The sequence below is a fragment of the Pseudomarimonas salicorniae genome (genome assembly GCF_023156535.1).
GTDB classification, from domain to species: Bacteria; Pseudomonadota; Gammaproteobacteria; order Xanthomonadales; family Xanthomonadaceae; genus Pseudomarimonas; species Pseudomarimonas salicorniae.
The window spans coordinates 112,232-132,385 of the sequence record NZ_JALNMH010000001.1; the positions used below are offsets into that span (position 1 = coordinate 112,232).

The following is a 20,154-nucleotide window of genomic DNA, read 5'->3' on the forward strand; positions in this document are numbered from 1 at the left end:
CATGAGTGTCATCACGCCCTTCCTCGCCCTGCTGCTCGCCGGAATGGCCGCAGCCTACTTCCGGGTCTCCCTGAAGACCTGGGCCATCCTCAGCGCAGGCGCGCTGGTCATTGCCGCACTGGCTGGCGCCAGCATCGTGGCAACGGTCATCGCAGCCGTGCTGTTCGCCCTGGTGTCGGTGCCCCTCCTGCATGCGCCGACCCGGCGCAGCAAGCTGACCGCGCCCCTGCTGAAGATCTATACCAAGATGCTTCCGCAGCTCTCCGACACCGAACGCACCGCACTTGAAGCGGGCACCGTCGGCTTCGAGGGCGAACTGTTCTCGGGCATGCCGAAGTGGAAGGACCTGCTCTCGCAGCCCAAGCCCGAGCTGACCCCGGAAGAGCGCGCCTTCCTCGACGGTCCGGTCGAAGAGGTCTGCAAGATGACCAACGACTGGGAGATCACCCACGACCGCGCCGACCTTCCGCCCGAGGTCTGGGAGTACATCAAGAAGAACAAGTTCTTCGGCATGATCATTCCCAAGCAGTACGGCGGCCTCGGCTTTTCGGCGCTGGCCCACCACAAGGTGATCCAGAAGCTGGCCTCGATCTCCTCGACGCTCAGTTCCACCGTCGGCGTACCGAACTCGCTCGGACCGGCCGAACTGCTCCTGCACTACGGCACCGAGGAGCAGAAGAACCACTACCTGCCGCGACTGGCCGATGGCCGCGAGGTGCCCTGCTTCGCGCTGACCGGGCCCACCGCCGGCTCCGATGCGACCTCGATCCCCGACCACGGCATCGTCTGCGAAGGCGAGTGGAACGGCGCCAAGGTGATCGGCGTGCGGCTCAACTTCGACAAGCGCTACATCACCCTCGCCCCGGTGGCGACGGTGATCGGTCTCGCCTTCCGCCTGTACGACCCGGACGGCCTGCTCTCCGACCAGCAGGACCGCGGCATCACCCTGGCCCTGGTTCCGCGCAATACCCCGAAGCTGGAAATCGGCCGCCGCCACTTCCCGCTGAACTGCGCGTTCCAGAACGGACCGGTGCGCGGACAGGACGTGTTCCTGCCGCTCTCGCAGCTGATCGGCGGTGAGGACTTCATCGGCCAGGGCTGGCGCATGCTGGTCGAGTGCCTCTCCGTGGGCCGCGCCATCACCCTGCCCTCGTCGGCCAGCGGCGGCTCCAAGATCGCTGCCGTGGTCACCGGCGCCTATTCGCGCATCCGCAAGCAGTTCGGCCTGTCGATCGGCCGCTTCGAGGGCGTCGAGGAGGCGCTGGCGCGCATCGCCGGCAACGCCTACGCGACCAGTGCCCTCGCTGAAATGACCGCCTCGGCGGTCGATCGCGGCGAGAAGCCGGCCGTGCCTTCGGCGATCGCCAAGTACCACTGCACCGAGATGGCCCGCGAAGCCGCGCAGGACGCGATGGACATCCACGGCGGCAAGGGCGTCATCCTCGGCCCGAAGAACTACCTCGGCCGCGGCTGGCAGGCGGCACCGATCGCCATCACCGTGGAAGGCGCGAACATCATGACCCGGTCGCTGATGATCTTCGGCCAGGGTGCGATCCGCTGCCATCCCTGGGTGCTGAAGGAGATGCAGGCGGCCACGCATCCGGATCCGGAGACCCGCCTGCGCGAGTTCGACCGCACCCTGTTCGGCCACATCGGATTTGCCGTGTCGAACGCCGTGCGCAGCTTCGTGCTGGGCCTGACCGGCGCGCGCATCGGCCGCGCCCCGGGCGATGCCTACACCAAGCGCTACTACCGCAAGCTCAACCGCTACTCGGCGAACCTGGCCCTGGTCGCGGACACCTCGATGCTGCTGCTCGGCGGCAAGCTGAAGTTCAAGGAGCGCCTGTCGGCGCGCCTCGGCGACGTGCTCTCGCAGCTGTACATCGTCAGCTCGATGCTGAAGCGGTACGAGGACATGGAACGTCCGGCGGCGGAGCGTCCGCTGCTGGCCTACGCCTTCCACGACGCCTGCAACAAGATCGAGCTGGCCCTGTCCACCGCGCTGCGCAACTTCCCGATCCGCTGGGCCGGCTGGCTGCTCTGGGTGCTGGTCTTCCCGTGGGGCCGTCGCGCGCAGGCGCCGTCGGATCGCCTCGGCCACCGCGCCGCCTCCCTGCTGATGAGCCCGTCGGATACGCGCGATCGCCTGGCCGAGGGCGTGTTTCTCACCCCCTGTGCCAACAACCCGGCCGGTCGGGTCAATGCGGCCCTGGCCAAGGTCATCGCCGCCGAGCCGGTGGAACGCAAGTTCCAGAAGCTGGTCAAGGGCGGCGAGCTGGATGCGCTCGACCACGATGGACAGCTCAGCGAGGCCCAGCTCAAGGGCCTGCTCAGCGCCGAGGACGTCGCCCTGCTGCGCGAACTGCAGGAGCTGGTCCACGATGTCATCAGCACCGATGACTTCGACCCGGCCGACCTAGAGTCGGCGGCGCTGTACCGCAAGCGCGAACAGCGCAAGGCAGCCTGATCGAACCCGCTGCCTGACCCCGGACGGCGGACCTCAGGTCCGCCGTCTTTCGTTTGGAGCCCCCAATGGCCGACAAGATCCCTTCCACACTCGCGATGTACCGCAGGCTCGCCCGATTCTCGCCATCGGGCTGGCTGTTCTCCCGCGCGGTCTGCTTCCGCGCACCGTACTTCGGCAGCATCAAGCCCCTGGTCACCCGCCTCGAGCCCGGCCTCTGCGTCGCCGAGATCGCGCACCGCCGCGCGGTGCAGAACCACATCGGCACGGTGCACGCAATCGCGCTGTGCAACCTCGCCGAACTGACGGCCGGCCTGGTCTCCGAAGCCTCGCTGCCGGTGTCCATGCGCTGGATTCCAAAGGGCATGGAGGTCGAGTACGTGGCCAAGGCCAGCGGCCGCATGCACGCCGAAGGTCGCCCGGAGGTTCCAGCGGTCCACGCCGACGAGGGCTACGAGCTGCCGATCCGGGTCAGCGTCACCGACCCCGGCGGCACCGAGGTTTTCCGCGCCCGCATCCGGATGTGGGCGACGCCCAAGCCACGGCGCTGAACCCTCAGCGCGGGGCGCAGTCGCGCCGCAGGGCGGAATCGCGACGGTCGCAGGCGTCTAGGCCGCTGGATTCGATCTCGAGTACCGCCCCCTGCCGCAGGCCGTGCGCGGTGCGCCGGTCGTAGGCCGAACTGCGCAGCGCCAGCCGGCTGAGGTGGCTCAGGCGCAGGGCGAGCAGTTCGCGGCGAAGTGCCCCGCAGTCGGCCTGCGTCCGGCTGACCCGATCCACCGCCCAGGCCAGCTCCTGCGCCGTTTCCAGCGCCATCTCGCGATGGCCTTCCTCGTGCAGGACCAGGCCCTCGCGCATCTGCAGCCAGGCTGCCTCAAGGGGCTCCGATGGGGCGTCCCGCGGCCGCCACTCGGGCAGGGACAGCCTCATCGTCAGGCGTACCTCGGGTTGCTCGAGACGGCATTCACCGCCCTCAGGCTGCAGGCGGTAGTGGAGCTCAAGATCAATCCGCAGCAGACCGTGTGAGGCGCGTCCGTCGCCGCGCTCCGGACGGTGGCCATCGATCTGCGCGCGCAATGTGTCGAGCTCGGTGGCATCGACCACATAGGGATGCGACTGCTCCGCAATGCGCAGCGGCACGCTGTCCCGGCCTGCCTCGCCGGCCGCGTGCGGCGCGGCGAGGAGGACAAGCAGCCCGGCCGCAAGGCCGCTGCGCCGGCATGGCCTGCCGGTCAAGAGGCCTCGATCGGCCGCAGGCGCACGCGCAGCGAGGTGTAGTAGACATGGGTCAGACCCTCGAAGGCCGAGTCGGTGCCGGCCACCACCCACATCCGGCCCTGCGCATCGCTGCGCACGCGGAAGGCCCGACCCTGGGTGCTCAGCGTCTTCAGCTCCCACTCGCCCTCGGGGACGCCATCGCACTGCTGAGTGTTGGCCAGATCGCCGACCACCAGCGCCTGGGCGCCGCCCTCGGACTGGTTGCCGAAGTCGAAGTTCGGGCGCAGGGTCGGAAATCCACCCTCGTCAACGACGGTTGCCTGCGGAGCGAAATCCAGTGCGCCGAGCTTGACGTAGACCCCCTCTCCGGGCGATCCACCCACCCCGATGCAGCCGGCCGGCACCTGGGTGGCGAACTCCACTTCCAGTTCCACCTGGTAGAGCTGCTCGGGCTGCAGGCCGCCGAGCGGGGCAGCGATCATCATCGCCAGGTCGTCGGAACGGTTGTGGCCGGCGAGAAACAGACCGCGGCGCGCCTGCAGCGGCTCGGGCAGGCGCTTCCAGTCGAAATCCAGCTCGTAGATGTCATGACCGTCCGCGGGCAGGTCGGCGAAGATCGGATAGAACGCGTTCTCGCCCAACTCGAAGGACAGCACGCGCTGCTCGCTGAACTCCTCCTCGGCGTTGCAGCGGACGCCCTGCGGTCGGCTCAGGCGCTGCAGCTCGCCGCTGCCATCCGGCAGGCCGCCAGCCTGGTCGTCATACTCCAGCCGGGCGGCGTCGCAGCCCATGAACTCCACCCGCAGGACACCGCGGGTCTGGAAAGTCGGCGGGGTCTGGGCGGCGATGGTCGGAAAGCGGCCCCCGCTGGCGCTGCCCATCTCGGCCTCGATCGCATTGCCGTCGATGCGGCCGAGCCCGAACAGCCAGAGCGGCGCGCCGTTGGCATCGTAGGTGTACCAGGTTACCGCCGCGCGGCCACCGTCGAGCACGTCGATCTGCAGCCCCTGCCCGTCCGCGCCAGGATCGAACCACAGACCGCCTATGTCGCCTCGCAGGCCGACCGGCTCCGCACCCGGCTCCTGTGACGCCGCAACGGCCGACGCCATGACCAGAACCACACCCAACATCCAGTTTGTTGCTCGCATGCTTGCTCCTCGGGGTTGTGGGTGCGGCAGGGCACACCCGGCTGTCGGGACGGAGTGACGGAAATCGGGATGGCGACGTCGCAGTCGCGGCCGGGGAGCTCGCAGCCGCGTTGTCGGGCGGTTCAGATTCTGCGCCGATGGCGAGCCTCAGCGCGAGGCCAGGTCCCTGGGCAGCCGGCGCTGGGCCCGCCACAGGCCGTAGCCGCAGACCCCGAAGGCCAGCGACAGGCACATGCCGGCAAGGAAGACGGCGCTGCTGCCAAATGCCGAGAAGAGCTTGTGCAGCCAGGCAAAACCGAGGTCCGCGCCGCGGTAGATGACGGTGTCGATCGCCGCCCCCGCCTTGTAGCGCCACTCCCTGGGAACCTGGGTGTAGATCGACTCCCGGGCGGGCTTGTGCAGGCAGAACTCGCCGCTGCGGGTGGCCACCTGCACCGCGGCCAGCAGCAGCGGCAGCGGGTTGGCAGCGAGCAGGGCGTATCCGATGAACACGGCCAGGGGCGGAATCAGCAGCGCCGGCGCGAGGCCGTGGCGGGACAGCAGCCAGCGGGTGACGAAGAGCTGCACGGTCAGGGTCAGCGCATTGATGGCGAGGTCGATGTTGGCGAAGTAGGCCGTGGCGTCCCGGGGGTCGGGGTAGAAGCGGCGGACCAGGGCGACCTGCTCGTTGTACAGCAGGGTACCGACGCCGACGCCGGTGACCAGCACCGCGGCCATCCAGCGCAGAAGTGGCTCGCGCCAGATCAGCTTGAGCCCGGCCAGCACATCGCCGCCCATCGGCGTCTCCTTGTCGCGTTGTCCGCGCGCCTCCTCGCGGGCCTGCGCCCAGCGCCGCAAGCGCATAAGGCAGACGACGCAGAGGGCGAGCAGGCAGGCGGCGACCAGCATCAGGTCGGCGATGCCGATCCGCGCCACCAGCAGGCGGGTCAGGATCGGTCCACAGAAGGCGCCAACGGTGCCTGCAGCGCCGATGTACCCGTAGTAGGCACGCGCTTCGGCGGTGCTGAAGACATCGGCCATGAAGCTCCAGAACACCGCCACGGCGAACAGGTTGAACACCGCGATCCAGAGGAAGAAGGCCATGCCGCGGCCGGGCACGCCGCTGTCGAAGAGCAGGTGGAAGCCGAGCAGGGTGAAGATGAAGAAGGCATACACCACAGGCAGGAAGACGCGCCGCGGATAGCGGCTGACCAGGGCCCCGTAGACCGGCTGCAGCAGCAGCATGATGAGGAAGGTACAGGTGAACAGAACCTGCAGCACGAAGTCGCCGATGGCGATGCCCTGCCCCGCGAAGTAGTCGATCATCGACGGCGGGAACACAGCCCGCACATCGGCCGAGGCGGCCATCGCCTCGCGCACCGGGCGCAACACGTAGTAGCCACTCAGCAGGCAGAAGAAATAGCCGAACGCCCAGAGCAGCGGCGGTGAGTCCCGCAGGGCGGAGCGCAGCCGGCCGAGGCGCGCGGTGACGGTGGAGGGGAAATCCAAGGACGGTCCAGGGCGTCGGCGATGCTGCTGCGCAAGGTAGCTGCCTGCTCCGCCAACGGCAATGCACGCGGATCGACCGGCGAACGGATGGCATCTTCATTGCTGCGGCGCAGCATGTCACTGAGTAATTGCTCTAGATGGGCCGCCTAGTGTCGGGTCATCGACGCCCTGTCCTCCCCTGCGCCCGGGCCCTTGCCGCCCTGCTCCCCGAAGCGCCTTGAAGGCCCTCTCGGGGGCACCTTGCCGGATCCCGGCGCAGGTCGCAGGCGCACCACTTCGGAATGATCCACGTGTACGACTACATCATCATCGGCGCCGGTTCGGCCGGCTGCGTGCTGGCCCACCGGCTCAGCGCCGACCCGTCGGTCTCGGTCCTCCTGCTCGAGGCCGGGCCGCGCGACTGGCACCCCTTCATCCACATGCCGGCGGGCATCGCCAAGCTGGTCGGCCGCAAGGGAGTGAACTGGGACTACTCCACCGAGCCGGAGCCGGCGCTCCACGGCCGCCGCCTGTGGTGGCCGCGTGGGAAGGTGCTGGGTGGCTCAAGCTCGATCAATGCGATGTGCTACATCCGCGGCGTGCCGGGCGACTACGACGAGTGGGCCAGCGGCGGCGCGCCGGGCTGGGACTGGGACAGCGTGCTGCCCTACTTCCGCCGCTCCGAGTCGAACAGCCGCGGCGCCGACGCCCTGCACGGCGATTCCGGCCCGCTGGCGGTCTCCGACCTGATCTTCCACAACCCGTTGACCGATGCCTTCCTGGCGGCGGCCGGCGAGGCCGGTCACCCCCTCAACCGCGACTTCAATGGCCCGGCTCAGCAGGGCTTCGGCTTCTACCAGGTGACCCAGAAGGAGGGTGCGCGCTGCTCCTCGGCGCGGGCCTACCTGAACCCGGCACGGGAGCGGGCGAACCTGCGCATCGTCACCGGCGCCCAGGCCGAGCAACTCATTGTCGAGCGCGGCCGGGCCACCGGCGTGCGCTACCGCCAGGGTGGGCGGGTGATCGATGCGCGGGCCGCCGCCGAGGTGCTGCTGGCCGGCGGCGCGCTGAATTCGCCGCAGCTGCTGATGCTCTCCGGCATCGGGCCCGCCGCCCAGCTGCGCCGCCACGACATCCCGGTGCAGGTGGACCTGCCCGGCGTTGGCCGCAACCTGCAGGACCACCTCGACGTCTGCACCATCAACCGCTGCCGCAGCGCGGTCACCTACGACCGCACCAACGATTTCAAGATCGCCCTCGATTACTACCTGTTCCGCCGTGGCCCGGGCACCTCGAACATCGCCGAGAGCGGCGGCTTCGTGCGCTCGGCCCTGGCCCCGGATGCGCGCTGCGACCTGCAGTTCCACTTCGTCCCGGCAATCCTCGACGATCACGGCCGCAACCGCCTGCCCGGCAACGGCTACACCCTGCACGCCTGTGCCCTGCGGCCGAAGAGCCGCGGCCACCTCGAGCTGGCTTCGGCCGATCCGTCGGACAAGGTGCGGATCTTCGCCAACTACCTCAGCGACGCCGACGGCGAGGACCTGAAGCTGATGGTCGAGGCCGTGCGGCTGTCCCGAGAGCTGCTCGCCCAGCCGGCGCTGGGCGAGTTCCGGGCGGGCGAGATGTTCCCGGGAGAATCGCTGCGCAGTGACGCGGAGATCGTCGAGTTCATCCGGCGCAAGGCCGAAACCATCTATCACCCGGTGGGCACCTGCCGCATGGGTGTCGATGGCGATGCGGTGGTCGATCCCGAGCTGCGCGTCCGAGGCGTCGAAGGGCTGCGCGTGGTCGATGCCTCGGTGATGCCAACGCTGATCGGTGGCAACACCAATGCTCCGACGATCATGATCGCCGAGCGCGCCAGCGATCTGATCCTCGCCGCGGCCAACGGCGGCGGCCGCCAGCGGGCGGCCTGAGTTCCAGCGCGGGGCAGTCGGGCGCGGCGGTCGCGCCGGCCGATCAGTGCGGTCGGGCGCCGGCCTGCTGCGCCGCCGGCCCACCGGCCAGCAGTCGCCACTCGATGCTGAAGCGGATCAGGGCATTGGCCGAGCGCAGGCCGAGCTTGCCCATGATCCGCTGGCGATGCGCCTCGATGGTCTTGATGCTGAGATCGAGGCGGTCGGCGACCTGCTTGTTCATCAGGCCCAGACCCAGCGCCTGCACCACTTCCTGTTCGCGCGAGGTCAGTTTCTCGACCTGCTGCTGGATGCTGTCTACGGTCTGCCGGCGGCGCCAGTCGTCCTCGGCCTGCTCGTAGGCGCGTTTGAGCTCCAGCGGCAGGGTGGCAAGGTCGAGCGGCTTGCGGATCACCTGGAAGAAGCCCTCGCGCATCGCCTCGAGCATGTTGTCGACGTCGAAGTGCGCGCTCATCAGCACGATCGGGTGCAGGAAGCCGCCGGCCCGCAGCTCGCGGGCGAGGCTGATGCCGTCGAGCCCGGGCATCTGCAGGTCACAGAGCAGGACGGTCGGCGCGTCCGGCAGGGCATTCGCCGCGCTGAGGAAGGCGCGCGGGTCGGTCAGTGGCTGCGCGCGCAGGCCGGTCTCCCCCAGCGTCCGAACCAGCAGTTCGGTAAGCAGGGCATCATCGTCGAGCACCCAGACCTGCGGGGTGCCATCGACTTCCGGCGTGGGCGATTGCTGGCTCATTCGGCTTGGATGATCGGTGAATCGCTGCGTGGTGGGAAGCCCATGCCCGTGATGGTAGCGCGGACCGGGGCGTTCGCGCGCATTCGGCGCGTCAAGGACCGTACAACCGGCCGGGCAGCCAGGTGGCCAGCTGGGGCCAGCCCGCAAGCAAGGCCAGCATCAGCAGCTGCAGTCCGATGAACGGCACCACCCCCCGGTACAGCGCCGCCGTGGTGAGCCCTGGCGGGGCCACGCCGCGCAGGTAGAACAGGGCGAAGCCGAAGGGCGGGGTGAGGAAGCTGGTTTGCAGGTTGATGGCGATCATCACCCCCAGCCAGACCGGGTCGACGCCGAGCGCGAAGAGCACCGGGGCGACGATAGGCACCACCACGAAGACGATCTCGATGAAGTCGAGCAGGAAACCAAGCAGGAACAGGGCCAGCATCACCACCAGCATGGCGCCGAACACGCCGCCCGGAAGGCCGGTAAGCAGGTCGTGGATCAGCTCGTCGCCGCCGAAGCCGCGGAAGACCAGGGCAAACAGCTGCGCGCCGATCAGGATGGCGAAGACCATCGCGGTGACCTGCACCGTCTGCAGGCCCACCTCGCGCAGCCGCGCGAGGCTCAGCTGACCGGCCAGGGCAGCGAACAGGGTCGCGCCGACGGCCCCGACCGCCGCGGCCTCGGTCGGGGTCGCGATGCCGCCGAGGATCGATCCCAGCACTGCGACCATCAGCAGCAGGGGCGGCAGCAGGGCGCGCAGCAGGCGTCCGGTCGAGCGCTGCGCCAGCGCCTCGGCGGGCAGGGCCGGGGCGCGATGTGGCTGGCGCCAGGCGGTCCACAGCACGTAGATCGCGTAGAGCGCGACCAGGCCAAGGCCCGGCAGCACGGCGCCGGCAAACAGATCACCCACCGAGACCGTGTCGGGGCTGTAGTTGCCGAGCCGGAGCTGGGCCTGCTGGTAGGCGTTGCCCAACTGGTCGCCAAGCAGGACCAGGACCACCGAGGGCGGAATGATCTGGCCGAGCGTTCCGGAGGCGCAGAGCGTGCCCGAGGCCAGCCGCGGGCAATAGCCGTGGCGCAGCATCACCGGCAGCGAGATCAGCCCCATGGTGACCACGGTGGCGCCGACGATGCCGGTGCTGGCGGCGAGCAGGGCGCCGACCAGGAGCACGGCGATGGCCAGCCCGCCGCGCTTGTCGCCGAACAGGGCGGCCACCGACTCGAGCAGGTCCTCGGCCAACCGCGAGCGCTCAAGCATCACGCCCATGAAGACGAACAGCGGGACCGCGAGCAGGGTCTCGTTGCCCATCACCCCGAACACCCGGTTCGGAAAGGCCTCGAGATAGCTGAGGTCGAAGACCCCGAACGCCGCACCCAGCAGGGCCAGCAGCAGGGACACCCCGGCCAACACGAAGGCGACGGGAAACCCGGAGAGCAGGCCGGCGACCAGGGCCAGGACCAGCAGGCCGATCCACAGCGCGCTCATGCCCGCCCCTCGGGTGCCCGCAGACGGGCCATGCAGCGCAGCAGTTCAGCCACCGCCTGCAGCGCAAGCAGGGCTGCGGCCAACGGGATCAGGGTCTTCAGCAGGTAAACCGCGGGCAGCCCGCCCGGATCGCGGGAGGACTCACGCAGCGACCAGCTGGCAGCCACGTAGTCGAGACTGACCCAGAGCATGAAGCCGGCAAACGGCAGTACGCACAGCAGGTATCCGACGAGGTCGACCGTCGCCTTCGTGCGTGGCGACCAGCGCTGCTGCAGAACGTCGACGCGCACGTGCTGCCCTGCACGCAGGGCGCCCGCCGTGCCGAGCAGAAAGACCAGGCTGTGCAGCCACTGCTGCGCCTCCTGCGCGGCGATCGAGTTGGCATCGAACAGGTAGCGGGCCACGACCAGAGCGAAGCACAGGGCGACCAGGGCCGGGACCAGCCAGACCAGCAGGCGATCCACTGCCCGCGATGGCAGGTCGAGGATCGCGGCCCAGCGCTCTGACATACCTGACCGGCTCATGCCGGGGTGTCGAGCCGCATGGCGAAATGATAGGAGGTGATGCGCAGGCCGAAGCGGAAGTAGAAGGCGTGCGCCTCGAGCCGGTGGCTGCCGGAGTCCAGCTGCAGCGTGGCGCAGCCGGCCCGGCGCGCCGCGTCGCGCAGCCAGGCCATCAGGCTGCGGCCATAGCCGGCGCCCCGCGCCGAAGCGTCGCTGACTAGGTCATCGACGTAGAGCAACCGGCCATGCGCCAGCATCTGCTGGATCCGGTAACCGGCGAAGGCGACGCAGACCTCGCCGGCGTAAGCGCCGGCAGCCAGGTAGCCCTCGGAGCGCTGACGCCGGACGGCGGCGATCAGCGCGTCGCGGTCGAGATGCGGGCGCAGCTGGTGCACCACGGGCCAGGCCGCGGCGACCTGCTCGTCGGTTTCGATGGGGCGGATGCTCGCGTCCATGCGCTGGCGGCTCAGGCCCGGATCAGTCCCACTCGTAGAGGGTCCAGTACACCGGCGCCACCGGGCCCTCGGTGTCCTTGCGGTCGAGGCGGCCGTCGCCATTGGTGTCGACCAGGGTATAGGGCACGCCGCCGCGCGGCCGCACCTTGACCATGGTCAGCCGGCCATTGACCCGGTACTCCTCCACGGTATCGCCGTTGTCGACGGCGCGGATCTTCACCGTCGGCTCGTCCTCCGGCGGCGGCACGGTGTCGAGCTTCTCCGGAAGCGGCGCGTCCTCGCGCGGCGGCGGTGGCTCCTGGGCGAGCGCGGCCAGTGGCGCGAGTCCGACGAGGGTGGCGAGCAGAAGGCAGGACAGACGATTCATGGCGGGCTTCCGTGGCAGCGTTGCTGCGACCAAGCATAGCCCGGAAGCGGCCGCTGCAGACGCCCGCGCCGGCTGGCGATTCAGCCGCCCACGCCACGTTCCGCCGGCTCGGGCGACAATGCACATCCAGTTGCAAGAGGACGCCTCATGCCCCGCCTGGTCCTGATCGATGGCTCCAGCTACCTGTACCGCGCCTTCCACGCCCTGCCCCCGCTCTCCAATGCGCAGGGCGAGCCGACCGGCGCGCTGTTCGGCGTGGTCAACATGCTGCGCACCACGCGCAAGGAGCAGCCCGACTTCGCCGCCTTCGTGATGGATGCATCGGGTCCGACCTTCCGCGACGAGCTCTATGCCGAGTACAAGGCGCAGCGACCGCCGATGCCCGATGACCTGCGGGCGCAGATCGATCCGCTGATGAAGATCGTCGAGGCGCTGGGCTTTCCGATCCTGCGCGTCGGCGGAGTCGAGGCCGATGATGTGATCGGCACCCTGGCGCTGGCCGCTGCCGGCGAGGGCATCGAGGTCGACATCTCGACCTCGGACAAGGATTTCGCCCAGCTGGTGCGGCCCGGGGTGCGCCTGGTCAACACCATGAGCGGCAGCGTGATGGACAGCGAGGCCAAGGTGGTCGACAAGTTCGGCGTGAAGCCGGAGCAGATCGTCGACTACCTCGCCCTGATGGGCGATACCGTGGACAACGTGCCCGGGGTCGAGAAATGCGGACCGAAAACCGCAGCCAAGTGGCTGGGCCAGTACGGCGATCTCGACAGCGTCATCGCCCACGCCGCGGACATCGGCGGGAAGATCGGCGAGAACCTGCGCGCGGCGCTCGACCGGCTGCCGTTGAACCGGCAGCTGGTCACCATCAAGACCGATGTCGAACTGGACTGCGGGCCAACCGACCTCGACCTGCGCGAGCGCGATGAAGCAGCCCTGCGCGAGCTCTACACCCGCTACGGGTTCACCCAGGCCCTCCGCGAGCTGGACGGAGGCAACGGCGCCGCGACGATCGCCGAGACCGAGCCGGGGAAAGCCCGCGGCCGCGGCCAGGTCAGCGGCGCGGCGCCTGCCGACGCCCCGGACGCCGCGCTCGCCAAGCCCGGCGAGTACGAGACCGTGCTGGCGATGGAACAGCTGGCGCAGTGGATCGACCGCATCCGCAAGGCCGGCTGTTTCGCGTTCGATTGCGAGACCGACTCGCTGGACCCGATGCGCGCCGAGCTGGTCGGGCTGAGTCTTGCCGTCGAACCGGGCAAGGCCGCCTACGTGCCGGTTGCGCACGCCTTCCCCGGCGCGCCCGAGCAGCTGAAGAAGGAGGCCGTTCTGGACGCGCTCCGCTCGGTGCTGGAGGACCCGGAGATCGGCAAGATCGGCCAGCACGGCAAGTACGACCTGCATGTGCTGCGTCGCTGCGGCGTCGAGGTGCAGGGCTATCGCGAGGACACCCTCCTGGAGAGCTTCGTCTGGCACAGCGCCGGCCTGCGCCACGACATGGACTCGCTGGCCCAGCGCTACCTCGGCTACGCCACCATCAAGTACGAGGAGGTCTGCGGCAAGGGCGCCAAGCAGATCAGCTTTGCCGACGTCGAGCTGGAGCGCGCGACCGCCTATGCCGCCGAGGATGCCGACATCACCCTGCGCCTCCACCGGGTGCTGTCGGACAAGCTGGCATCCGAACCGGCGCTGGAGAAGGTCTACCGCGAGATCGAGATGCCGCTGGTGCCGGTGTTGGCGCGGATCGAGGCCAACGGCGTGCGCATCGACGCCGACGAGCTGCGCCGGCAGAGCCAGGCGCTGGGCAAGCGCATGGGCGAGATCCAGAAGCAGTCCTTCGAGATCGCCGGGCGCAATTTCAATCTCGACTCACCCAAGCAGCTGCAGGCCCTGCTGTTCGACGAGCTCGGCCTGCCCGCCGTGGTCAAGACGCCCAAGGGCCAGCCGAGCACCAACGAGGAGGCGCTGGAGGCGATCGCCGACCAGCACGAGCTGCCGCGCCTGATCCTCGAGCACCGCGGCCTGCACAAGCTGCGCAGCACCTATACCGAGAAGCTGCCGGAGATGATCAATCCGGACACCGGCCGGGTGCACACCAGCTACCACCAGGGCGGCGCCGCCACCGGCCGCCTGTCGTCCACCGACCCCAACCTGCAGAACATCCCGATCCGCACCGAGGACGGCCGGCGTATCCGCACCGCCTTCGTCGCCCCCGAGGGACGGCGCATCGTGGCCTGCGACTACTCGCAGATCGAGCTGCGGATCATGGCCCACCTCTCCGAGGACCCCGGCCTGCTGTCCGCCTTCGAGAGCGGCCAGGACATTCACCGGGCCACCGCTGCCGAGGTCTTCGGCGTGCCGCTGGAGCAGGTCGACGGCAACCAGCGCCGCGCGGCCAAGGCGATAAACTTCGGTCTGATGTACGGCATGGGCGCCTTCGGGCTGGCCCGCCAGCTGGGCATCTCCCGCGGCGAGGCGCAGGACTACATCGCGCTGTACTTCGCCCGCTATCCCGGCGTGCAGCGCTACATGGAGACGGTCCGCCAGCAGGCCCGCGACAAGGGCTATGTCGAGACCGTGTTCGGCCGCCGGCTGCACCTGCAGGAGATCCACTCGCGCAACCAGGGCCAGCGCGCCGGCGCCGAGCGCGCTGCGATCAACGCCCCGATGCAGGGTACCGCCGCCGACATCATCAAGCGCGCCATGTGCAGCGTCGACGCCTGGCTCGCCGACCACCGCGGGCAGGCGCTGATGATCATGCAGGTGCACGATGAGCTGGTCTTCGAGGTCGACGCCGACTTCGTCGACCCGCTGCTCGACGCGGTCAAGGCACGCATGCAGGAGGCGGCGAAACTGCGTGTTCCGCTGGTGGTCGATGCCGGGGTCGGGGCGAACTGGGACGAGGCCCACTGAGGCCTGGAAACGGGAAGGCCGCGCCCGGACCGGTTCCGGTCTAGTGGCGGTCGGCCTGGTGGCGCGGCCGTGCCCGCTGCTCCACCACCGGCGGCAGCGGGCAATGCAGGCAGGCGCAGACGGCGCGTATCAGCTCGGACTCGTCGACGCTGATACGACCATCGTGGCTGATCGCCACCACCATGCCCTCGATCAGCAGCTGCTTGCCGTGCGGGTCGAGCCGGTCAAGTTCGGCCAGCGCCTTGTCCATCGCCGGAATCCACTGCCGCGGCGGCGCGAACTCGAAGCGCTCGCTGGGCAGCACGGCCAGCAGGCCGGCGATGTAGGCCCGCCGCATGGGCTCGGGGTCGTCGTAGCCGTAGCTGACCAGCACCGCGAACAGGTCCGACAGTGCAGGCTTGCAGTCGGCCAGCTTGCGCTTCCCGGCGGCGCGATAGCGGGCCGGCTCCAGAGCCTCGACCACCTGGGTCTGCAGCATCTTCGACAGGCAGTAGTCGAACAGGCTGACCTTGCCGTCGATGTGGACCAGGCGCTGGGCACACTTGACCAGATCCATCAGCGCCTCCCGCGACTGCCGGCGCAGGGCGGGAAAGGTCAGCGCCGCCATCGGCAGGCGCAGGCTGGGGTGCAGGGACTCGCAGTGCGGCAGGTACTCGCTGACCCGGTCCGCGGCGTCCTCGTCGAGCACCACCGCAACTTCCGCCAGCTGCCGGGCGCGAATCGCGCGGTCGCGATCGAGCAGCAGGGCCAGCAGCACTGCGGCCGCGCGCTGCGCGTCGCGGGCAGCATCGGTCAGCGCCTCCGGCATCAGCCGGTGCAGACCCGAGGCGCGACGGGTGTCGTCGCCGATCGGCTGGGCGATGCGCGCGGCGGTGGTTCCGGGCACCGGCCGCAGTTGGCTGTCGGCCTTGGGCAGCACGTTGACCGCTCCGATCGATGCATCCCCGGCAAGGCCCAGGGTCACGTCCTCGTCCAGGCCTGAAGGCGGCTGCGCATCCCAGCGCTGGCTCAGCTCGGCCAGCCGGCTGTCGTTGAAGGCCGGATCAAGCACGCGTATGCGCTCGACCAGCGGCGGGTGCGTGGCGAACCAGGAGGAGTAGCCGCGCCACTCGCCGAACAGCATGTGGCTGACCTCCTCGGCGTGCGCGTTCTGCAGGCCCGAGCCTTCGGCCAGACCGGCGATCTTCTTCAGCGCCCCGGCGAGCCCGGCGCTCTGCCGGGTGAACTGCACCGCGCTGGCATCGGCCAGCACCTCACGCGAGCGGGCGATGCCCGCCTTGATCAGTCGGGCGAAGAACACGCCGACCGCGCCGACCACCAGCAGGCCCAGCCCGCCCACCACCAGCGGCGCGGCGTTTCGTGAGTTGCCGCGGCCGACGTGGAGCAGCTGGCGTCCCAGCACACCGATCACCACGATGCCGAACAGCAGCCCGAGCAGGCGCATGTTAAGACGCATGTCGCCATTGAGGATATGGCTGAACTCGTGGGCCACCACGCCCTGAAGCTCGTCGCGATTGAGCTTCTCCAGCGCGCCGCGGGTGACCGCCACCGCCGCGTCGCTGGGCGAATAGCCGGCCGCAAAGGCATTGATCGCCGGCTCCTTGTCGAGCACGAAGATGGCCGGCACCGGCAGACAGGCGGCGATGGCCAGCTCCTCGACCACGTTGCGCAGTCGACGGTCGTGCGGATCCATGCAGTCGGCCTGCACCTCCCGCCCCCCGAGCAGCCGGGCGACCTCGGCACCGCCGCGGCGCAGCGAGCGACTGCGATACCAGGACGCAGCGAGAATCAGCAGGAGAACGGCAACCGCCACACCAAGAAGCACCTCGCCCTGCCCTGCCAGCCAGCCCGCGGCGCCGCCCGCCGCGAGCACGCCATCGCGGTCCATCAGGGCAAGGCAGAGGAGGACCACCGCCGAAACGGCCGCCACCACCGCCACGATGGCGGCGGCGAACAGCATGACCAGCCTGCGCGTGGCGCGACGCGCACTTTCCTGGCGCTGGAAGAAATTGCCGGTCATGCCGGGGCGATCAGCCGAAGGACACCCTCGGTGCCTCGCGCTTGTGCGCATCGGCGATGGCGATTTCCAGCGGCGCCGCCATGGGGAAGCCGAAGCCGCCCGCGAACAGGTTCGCCGGGAAGGTCTCGCGCCGGTTGTTGTAGGTCATCACCTGGTCGTTATAGGCCTGACGGGCGAAGGCCACCTTGTTCTCGGTCGAGGTCAGCTCCTCGTTGAGCTGCATCATCGTGGTGTTGGCCTTGAGGTCCGGATAGGCCTCGGACAGCGCGAACAGCTTGCCCAGGGTCTGGGTCAGCGCATTCTCGGCGCCTGCCAGCTGCTGCATCGCCTGCGCCTCGCCAGCATGGCCCTTGGCCGCGTCGCTGGCCTGCATGGCCGCGTTGCGGGCGCGGATCACCGCCTCCAGCGTGTCCTTCTCGTGGCTGAGGTAGGCCTTGGCGGTTTCCACCAGATTGGGAATCAGATCGTGACGACGGTGCAGCTGGACGTCGATCTGCGCGTAGGCATTGCGGAATCCGTTGCGTGCCCGGATCAGCCCGTTGTAGAGGCCAACCAGCCACAGGCCGATCCCGACAAGCAGGACAACGATGATGATCAGTCCAGTCATGACAGCCCCCTTCATGCTGATGGAACAAAGCTAACAGCGTTTGGCGGCACCCGGTAGGGTGAACGCCCTGCACGGCAGCGCAACGCGGTGGCGGGCTTGCCGGTTTAGAATCTTCGCATGCCCGACCGCCGCCTTCCCTCCGTACCGCTTGATGCACCCAGACGCCTTCGCGCCCGGCTCGTGACGCTTGCGCTGGTCCTGATCTCCCCCTGGGCCGTTTCGGCCGAACCCGTCGCCGCCCCCGGAAGCAGCGCCCCGAAGGACCTCGCTCCCCTCGTGCGCTACGCCGATGGGCTCGCGCAGTCGGTGGTCACGCGGGGCAAGGTGGTCGGCATGGCGGTGGCCATCATTCACGAAGATCGCGTGCTGCTGCAGCGCGGCTACGGCGTCGTCGAGGCCGGCAAGAGCGAACAGGTCAGCGCCGAGACGGTATTCCGGCTGGCCTCGCTGTCCAAGGCCTTCGCCGGCACGCTGGCCGGCCTCCTGGTTGACGAGGGCGCACTGCGCTGGGAGTCGAGGGTGGTCGATCCGTTTCCCTCCTTCGCCCTGAATCGCGCCGGCGCGGCCCAGCGGGTCACGCTGCGCGACATCCTCAGCCATCGGATGGGCCTGCCCTTCCACACCTACGACCGTGATCTCGAGGCCGACGAGCCCTACCCCCTTCTCGCTGCGAAGCTCGCCGAAGCCCCGGCCACCTGCGACCCCGGCGATTGCTACGGCTACCAGAACATCGCCTTCAGCCTGGTCTCGGACCTGGTCTTCGCGGCCACCGGTGACTTCTTCACCCACCAGGTCGAACGGCGCATCTTCCATCCGCTCGAGATGTACTCCAGCACGTACGGACGCGATGCGCTGGAGGCGAGCGAGAGCTGGGCGCGTCCCCACGTCCGCGGGCGGCGCGGCTGGGTGTCGGTGCGCCCGAAAGAGAACTACTACCGCGTGCCGCCCGCCGCCGGCGTCAATGCCAGCGTCGCGGACATGGCGCGCTGGATGATCGCCCACACGGGAGGCCGACCCGATGTGCTCCACCCCGACCTGCTCGCCGACCTCCACGCGCCTCAGGTCAAGACGCCGAACGAGCTGCGCCGTCATGGCTGGCGCGGCGCCCGGGTGCGCGATGCGGACTACGCCACCGGCTGGCGCGTGTTCGACTACGCCGGGCGCACCCTGGTATTCCATGCCGGCGCGGTGCAGGGCTATCGCGCCATGCTCGGCATGTTTCCCGGCTCGCGCTTCGGCATCGTGGTGCTCTGGAACTGTGAGTCGTCCGCGCCCTCCGGCCTGATGCCGGCCGTGCTTGATCGCTACCTCGGCCTGCCGAGCCGCGACTGGACGGGCCTCGAGAAGGCGCCGAAGCAGCGCGAGCGCTAGGCCGCCTCTCCACAAGTCCTGCACCCCGCGTTGCCGCAGCGCGCGCGCCCGGGCAACCGCGGCGGTGCCACGTGCGGGCAGGTCGAAGGCGGCCGCCGGCGCGCACGTCGAAGCAATCGGGGCAGGATGGTGCAGCCATGCAGCCATATCGCGTCCCGCGTCCTGATCGACGCCACAACCCGGCACGGTGCGGAACGCCGGACCGGCCGGGAGTCTTCGCAGGCCTGCCCTGAAACGGCAACGCCGCGGAAGACCGCGGCGCTGGGTGAAGGGAAGACCGCCATTCCCCGCCCGGGCGACGGGGAAGGGGCGGCAGGCAACGAGACGCTTCCGCTTAGAGCGGAGACGCCATCGGAGCCGGCGCGGCGGGAGCCGCTTCGGGCTTGGCTGCCTTCTTGCGTGCAGCCTTCTTCGGAGCCTTCTTGGCAGCCTTCTTCGGAGCCGCCTTCTTGGCCGCGGGCTTCTTGGCAGCAGCCTTCTTCTTCGGAGCGGCCTTCTTGGTCGCCTTCTTGGCGACCTTCTTCACCGCCTTCTTGGCAGCGGCCTTCTTGGCGCCACCTTTCTTGGCTGCGACCTTCTTCGTCGCACCCTTCTTGGCAGCACCCTTCTTGGCAGCGGCCTTCTTGGTCGCCTTCTTCGCCGACTTCTTCACCGCCTTCTTGGCGGCGGTCTTCTTGGCGGCAGCCTTCTTCACTACCTTCTTGGTTGCCTTCTTGGCGGCAGTCTTCTTCGCTGCAGCCTTCTTGGCTACCTTCTTGGTTGCCTTCTTGGCCGCGGTCTTCTTGGCAGCGACCTTCTTCGGCGCGGCCTTCTTGGCGGCGCTCTTCTTCGCTACCTTCTTTGCCGCCTTCTTGGCGGCCGGTTTCTTCGCACTTGCTTTCTTGGTGGCCATAACGCCCTCGCTCTTCGTCAGTGGGACTTGCTGGTGCCCGGTGCGGCGGGGAGGCCGCATACGAAGACGCCCGCAGTTCCCTTCACTGCGGGCGTCTTGCGTCTGGTGGCGAAGACCGGCTGCCGGAACCGCTGGCAGAAATCGGAGGAGAAAAAGCCGCTCTCTTCGATGTCGAAGGGGATCGCGTCCGAAAAACCGCGTTTGCCGTAGAGCTTGCTTCGTTCTCTATTCACCGCTCTTCGCAGTCAGGTCTGCTGGGCGAAAGCTAATCACGTGAAATTCCACTGTCAACAAGTCAAGTCATTTTTTTTTCAGGCTTCGCGACCGATGTTCTTGCCGCCCCGGAAAACGCACCGGAATTACATAACATACAGATACACTTGGATTCTTCGCAAGCCGCGATTTTCCTTGCTGCCAGAGTTTCCGGAACGATCTACATGCTAAGTGGTTCCGGGACGGCCGGCCGAACAGGCACACCGAACACAGTCGCGCGGAATGGCGCAGCGCAACAGCCTCGACGCGCGGATTTGCGCGGAAGTGCGCGGACCTTTCGGCGTCGGCACAAAGAAAAACCGCGGCCGAGGCCGCGGTTTCCGGAGAGCACCGCGCTGCTCGACC

16 protein-coding genes are annotated in these 20,154 nt (G+C 68.9%); 5 read left to right on the forward strand and 11 right to left on the reverse strand.

Going from position 1 to position 20,154, the window contains the following annotated elements; translation table 11 throughout:
- Position 1 precedes the first annotated feature (1 nt).
- Entirely contained in the window at positions 2 to 2,467 is a 2,466-nt protein-coding gene (locus M0G41_RS00490; protein ID WP_248204122.1) for an acyl-CoA dehydrogenase, read from the forward strand.
- Between the two features lie 65 nt (positions 2,468 to 2,532).
- Positions 2,533 to 3,015, forward strand: a complete 483-nt coding sequence (locus tag M0G41_RS00495; RefSeq protein WP_248204124.1) for a hotdog fold domain-containing protein — start codon at positions 2,533 to 2,535, stop codon at positions 3,013 to 3,015.
- 4 nt (positions 3,016 to 3,019) lie between these two features.
- Here M0G41_RS00495 and M0G41_RS00500 read toward each other — a convergent pair whose 3' ends face one another.
- From M0G41_RS00500 to M0G41_RS00510, 3 genes are all read right to left on the reverse strand, one after another.
- A complete protein-coding gene (locus M0G41_RS00500) occupies positions 3,020 to 3,700 on the reverse strand; it encodes a DUF922 domain-containing protein (RefSeq protein ID WP_248204126.1) in 681 nt (226 codons plus the stop codon).
- Positions 3,697 to 4,830: a hypothetical protein gene (locus M0G41_RS00505; RefSeq protein WP_248204127.1), complete on the reverse strand. Its 1,134-nt coding sequence runs from the start codon at positions 4,828 to 4,830 to the stop codon at positions 3,697 to 3,699. Before M0G41_RS00505 ends, M0G41_RS00500 begins: the two co-directional genes overlap by 4 nt.
- A 147-nt stretch (positions 4,831 to 4,977) precedes the next feature.
- Entirely contained in the window at positions 4,978 to 6,318 is a 1,341-nt protein-coding gene (locus M0G41_RS00510) for an NTP/NDP exchange transporter (RefSeq protein ID WP_248204130.1), read from the reverse strand.
- 290 nt (positions 6,319 to 6,608) lie between these two features.
- Between M0G41_RS00510 and M0G41_RS00515 the strand changes: the two genes are divergently transcribed.
- Positions 6,609 to 8,216, forward strand: coding sequence for a GMC family oxidoreductase (locus tag M0G41_RS00515; protein WP_248204742.1), 1,608 nt, complete (start codon positions 6,609 to 6,611; stop codon positions 8,214 to 8,216).
- A 43-nt stretch (positions 8,217 to 8,259) separates the two neighbouring features.
- Here M0G41_RS00515 and M0G41_RS00520 read toward each other — a convergent pair whose 3' ends face one another.
- The 5 genes from M0G41_RS00520 to M0G41_RS00540 all read right to left on the reverse strand — a co-directional run bounded on the left by M0G41_RS00520 (position 8,260) and on the right by M0G41_RS00540 (position 11,739).
- Positions 8,260 to 8,946 carry a response regulator transcription factor gene (locus M0G41_RS00520; protein WP_248204131.1) on the reverse strand — a complete coding sequence of 229 codons (687 nt, stop codon included), beginning with the start codon at positions 8,944 to 8,946 and terminating at the stop codon, positions 8,260 to 8,262.
- 91 nt (positions 8,947 to 9,037) lie between these two features.
- Positions 9,038 to 10,414: a TRAP transporter large permease gene (locus tag M0G41_RS00525; protein WP_248204133.1), complete on the reverse strand. Its 1,377-nt coding sequence runs from the start codon at positions 10,412 to 10,414 to the stop codon at positions 9,038 to 9,040.
- Positions 10,411 to 10,938, reverse strand: coding sequence for a TRAP transporter small permease subunit (locus M0G41_RS00530; protein ID WP_248204135.1), 528 nt, complete (start codon positions 10,936 to 10,938; stop codon positions 10,411 to 10,413). The genes M0G41_RS00525 and M0G41_RS00530 overlap by 4 nt, the downstream gene beginning before the upstream one ends.
- Positions 10,935 to 11,372, reverse strand: a complete 438-nt coding sequence (locus M0G41_RS00535) for a GNAT family N-acetyltransferase (RefSeq protein WP_248204138.1) — start codon at positions 11,370 to 11,372, stop codon at positions 10,935 to 10,937. The genes M0G41_RS00530 and M0G41_RS00535 overlap by 4 nt, the downstream gene beginning before the upstream one ends.
- 22 nt (positions 11,373 to 11,394) lie before the next feature.
- Positions 11,395 to 11,739: a DUF2782 domain-containing protein gene (locus tag M0G41_RS00540; RefSeq protein ID WP_248204140.1), complete on the reverse strand. Its 345-nt coding sequence runs from the start codon at positions 11,737 to 11,739 to the stop codon at positions 11,395 to 11,397.
- A gap of 147 nt (positions 11,740 to 11,886) precedes the next feature.
- Between M0G41_RS00540 and polA the strand changes: the two genes are divergently transcribed.
- Positions 11,887 to 14,646 carry a DNA polymerase I gene (gene polA, locus M0G41_RS00545; RefSeq protein ID WP_248204142.1) on the forward strand — a complete coding sequence of 920 codons (2,760 nt, stop codon included), beginning with the start codon at positions 11,887 to 11,889 and terminating at the stop codon, positions 14,644 to 14,646.
- A gap of 40 nt (positions 14,647 to 14,686) precedes the next feature.
- On the opposite strand, the gene M0G41_RS00550 is transcribed toward polA, so the two are convergent.
- Together M0G41_RS00550 and M0G41_RS00555 are read right to left on the reverse strand one after the other, a co-directional pair.
- Complete coding sequence (locus tag M0G41_RS00550) at positions 14,687 to 16,666, reverse strand: M48 family metallopeptidase (protein WP_248204143.1); 1,980 nt, start codon at positions 16,664 to 16,666, stop codon at positions 14,687 to 14,689.
- 10 nt (positions 16,667 to 16,676) lie between these two features.
- A complete protein-coding gene (locus tag M0G41_RS00555; RefSeq protein ID WP_248204145.1) occupies positions 16,677 to 17,273 on the reverse strand; it encodes a LemA family protein in 597 nt (198 codons plus the stop codon).
- 117 nt (positions 17,274 to 17,390) lie between these two features.
- Here M0G41_RS00555 and M0G41_RS00560 point away from each other — a divergent pair, with 117 nt between their 5' ends.
- Complete coding sequence (locus M0G41_RS00560; RefSeq protein ID WP_248204146.1) at positions 17,391 to 18,644, forward strand: serine hydrolase domain-containing protein; 1,254 nt, start codon at positions 17,391 to 17,393, stop codon at positions 18,642 to 18,644.
- Between the two features lie 334 nt (positions 18,645 to 18,978).
- Here the strand turns inward: M0G41_RS00560 and M0G41_RS00565 are convergent, their stop codons facing one another.
- Complete coding sequence (locus tag M0G41_RS00565) at positions 18,979 to 19,536, reverse strand: hypothetical protein (RefSeq protein WP_248204149.1); 558 nt, start codon at positions 19,534 to 19,536, stop codon at positions 18,979 to 18,981.
- Positions 19,537 to 20,154: the final 618 nt, after the last annotated feature.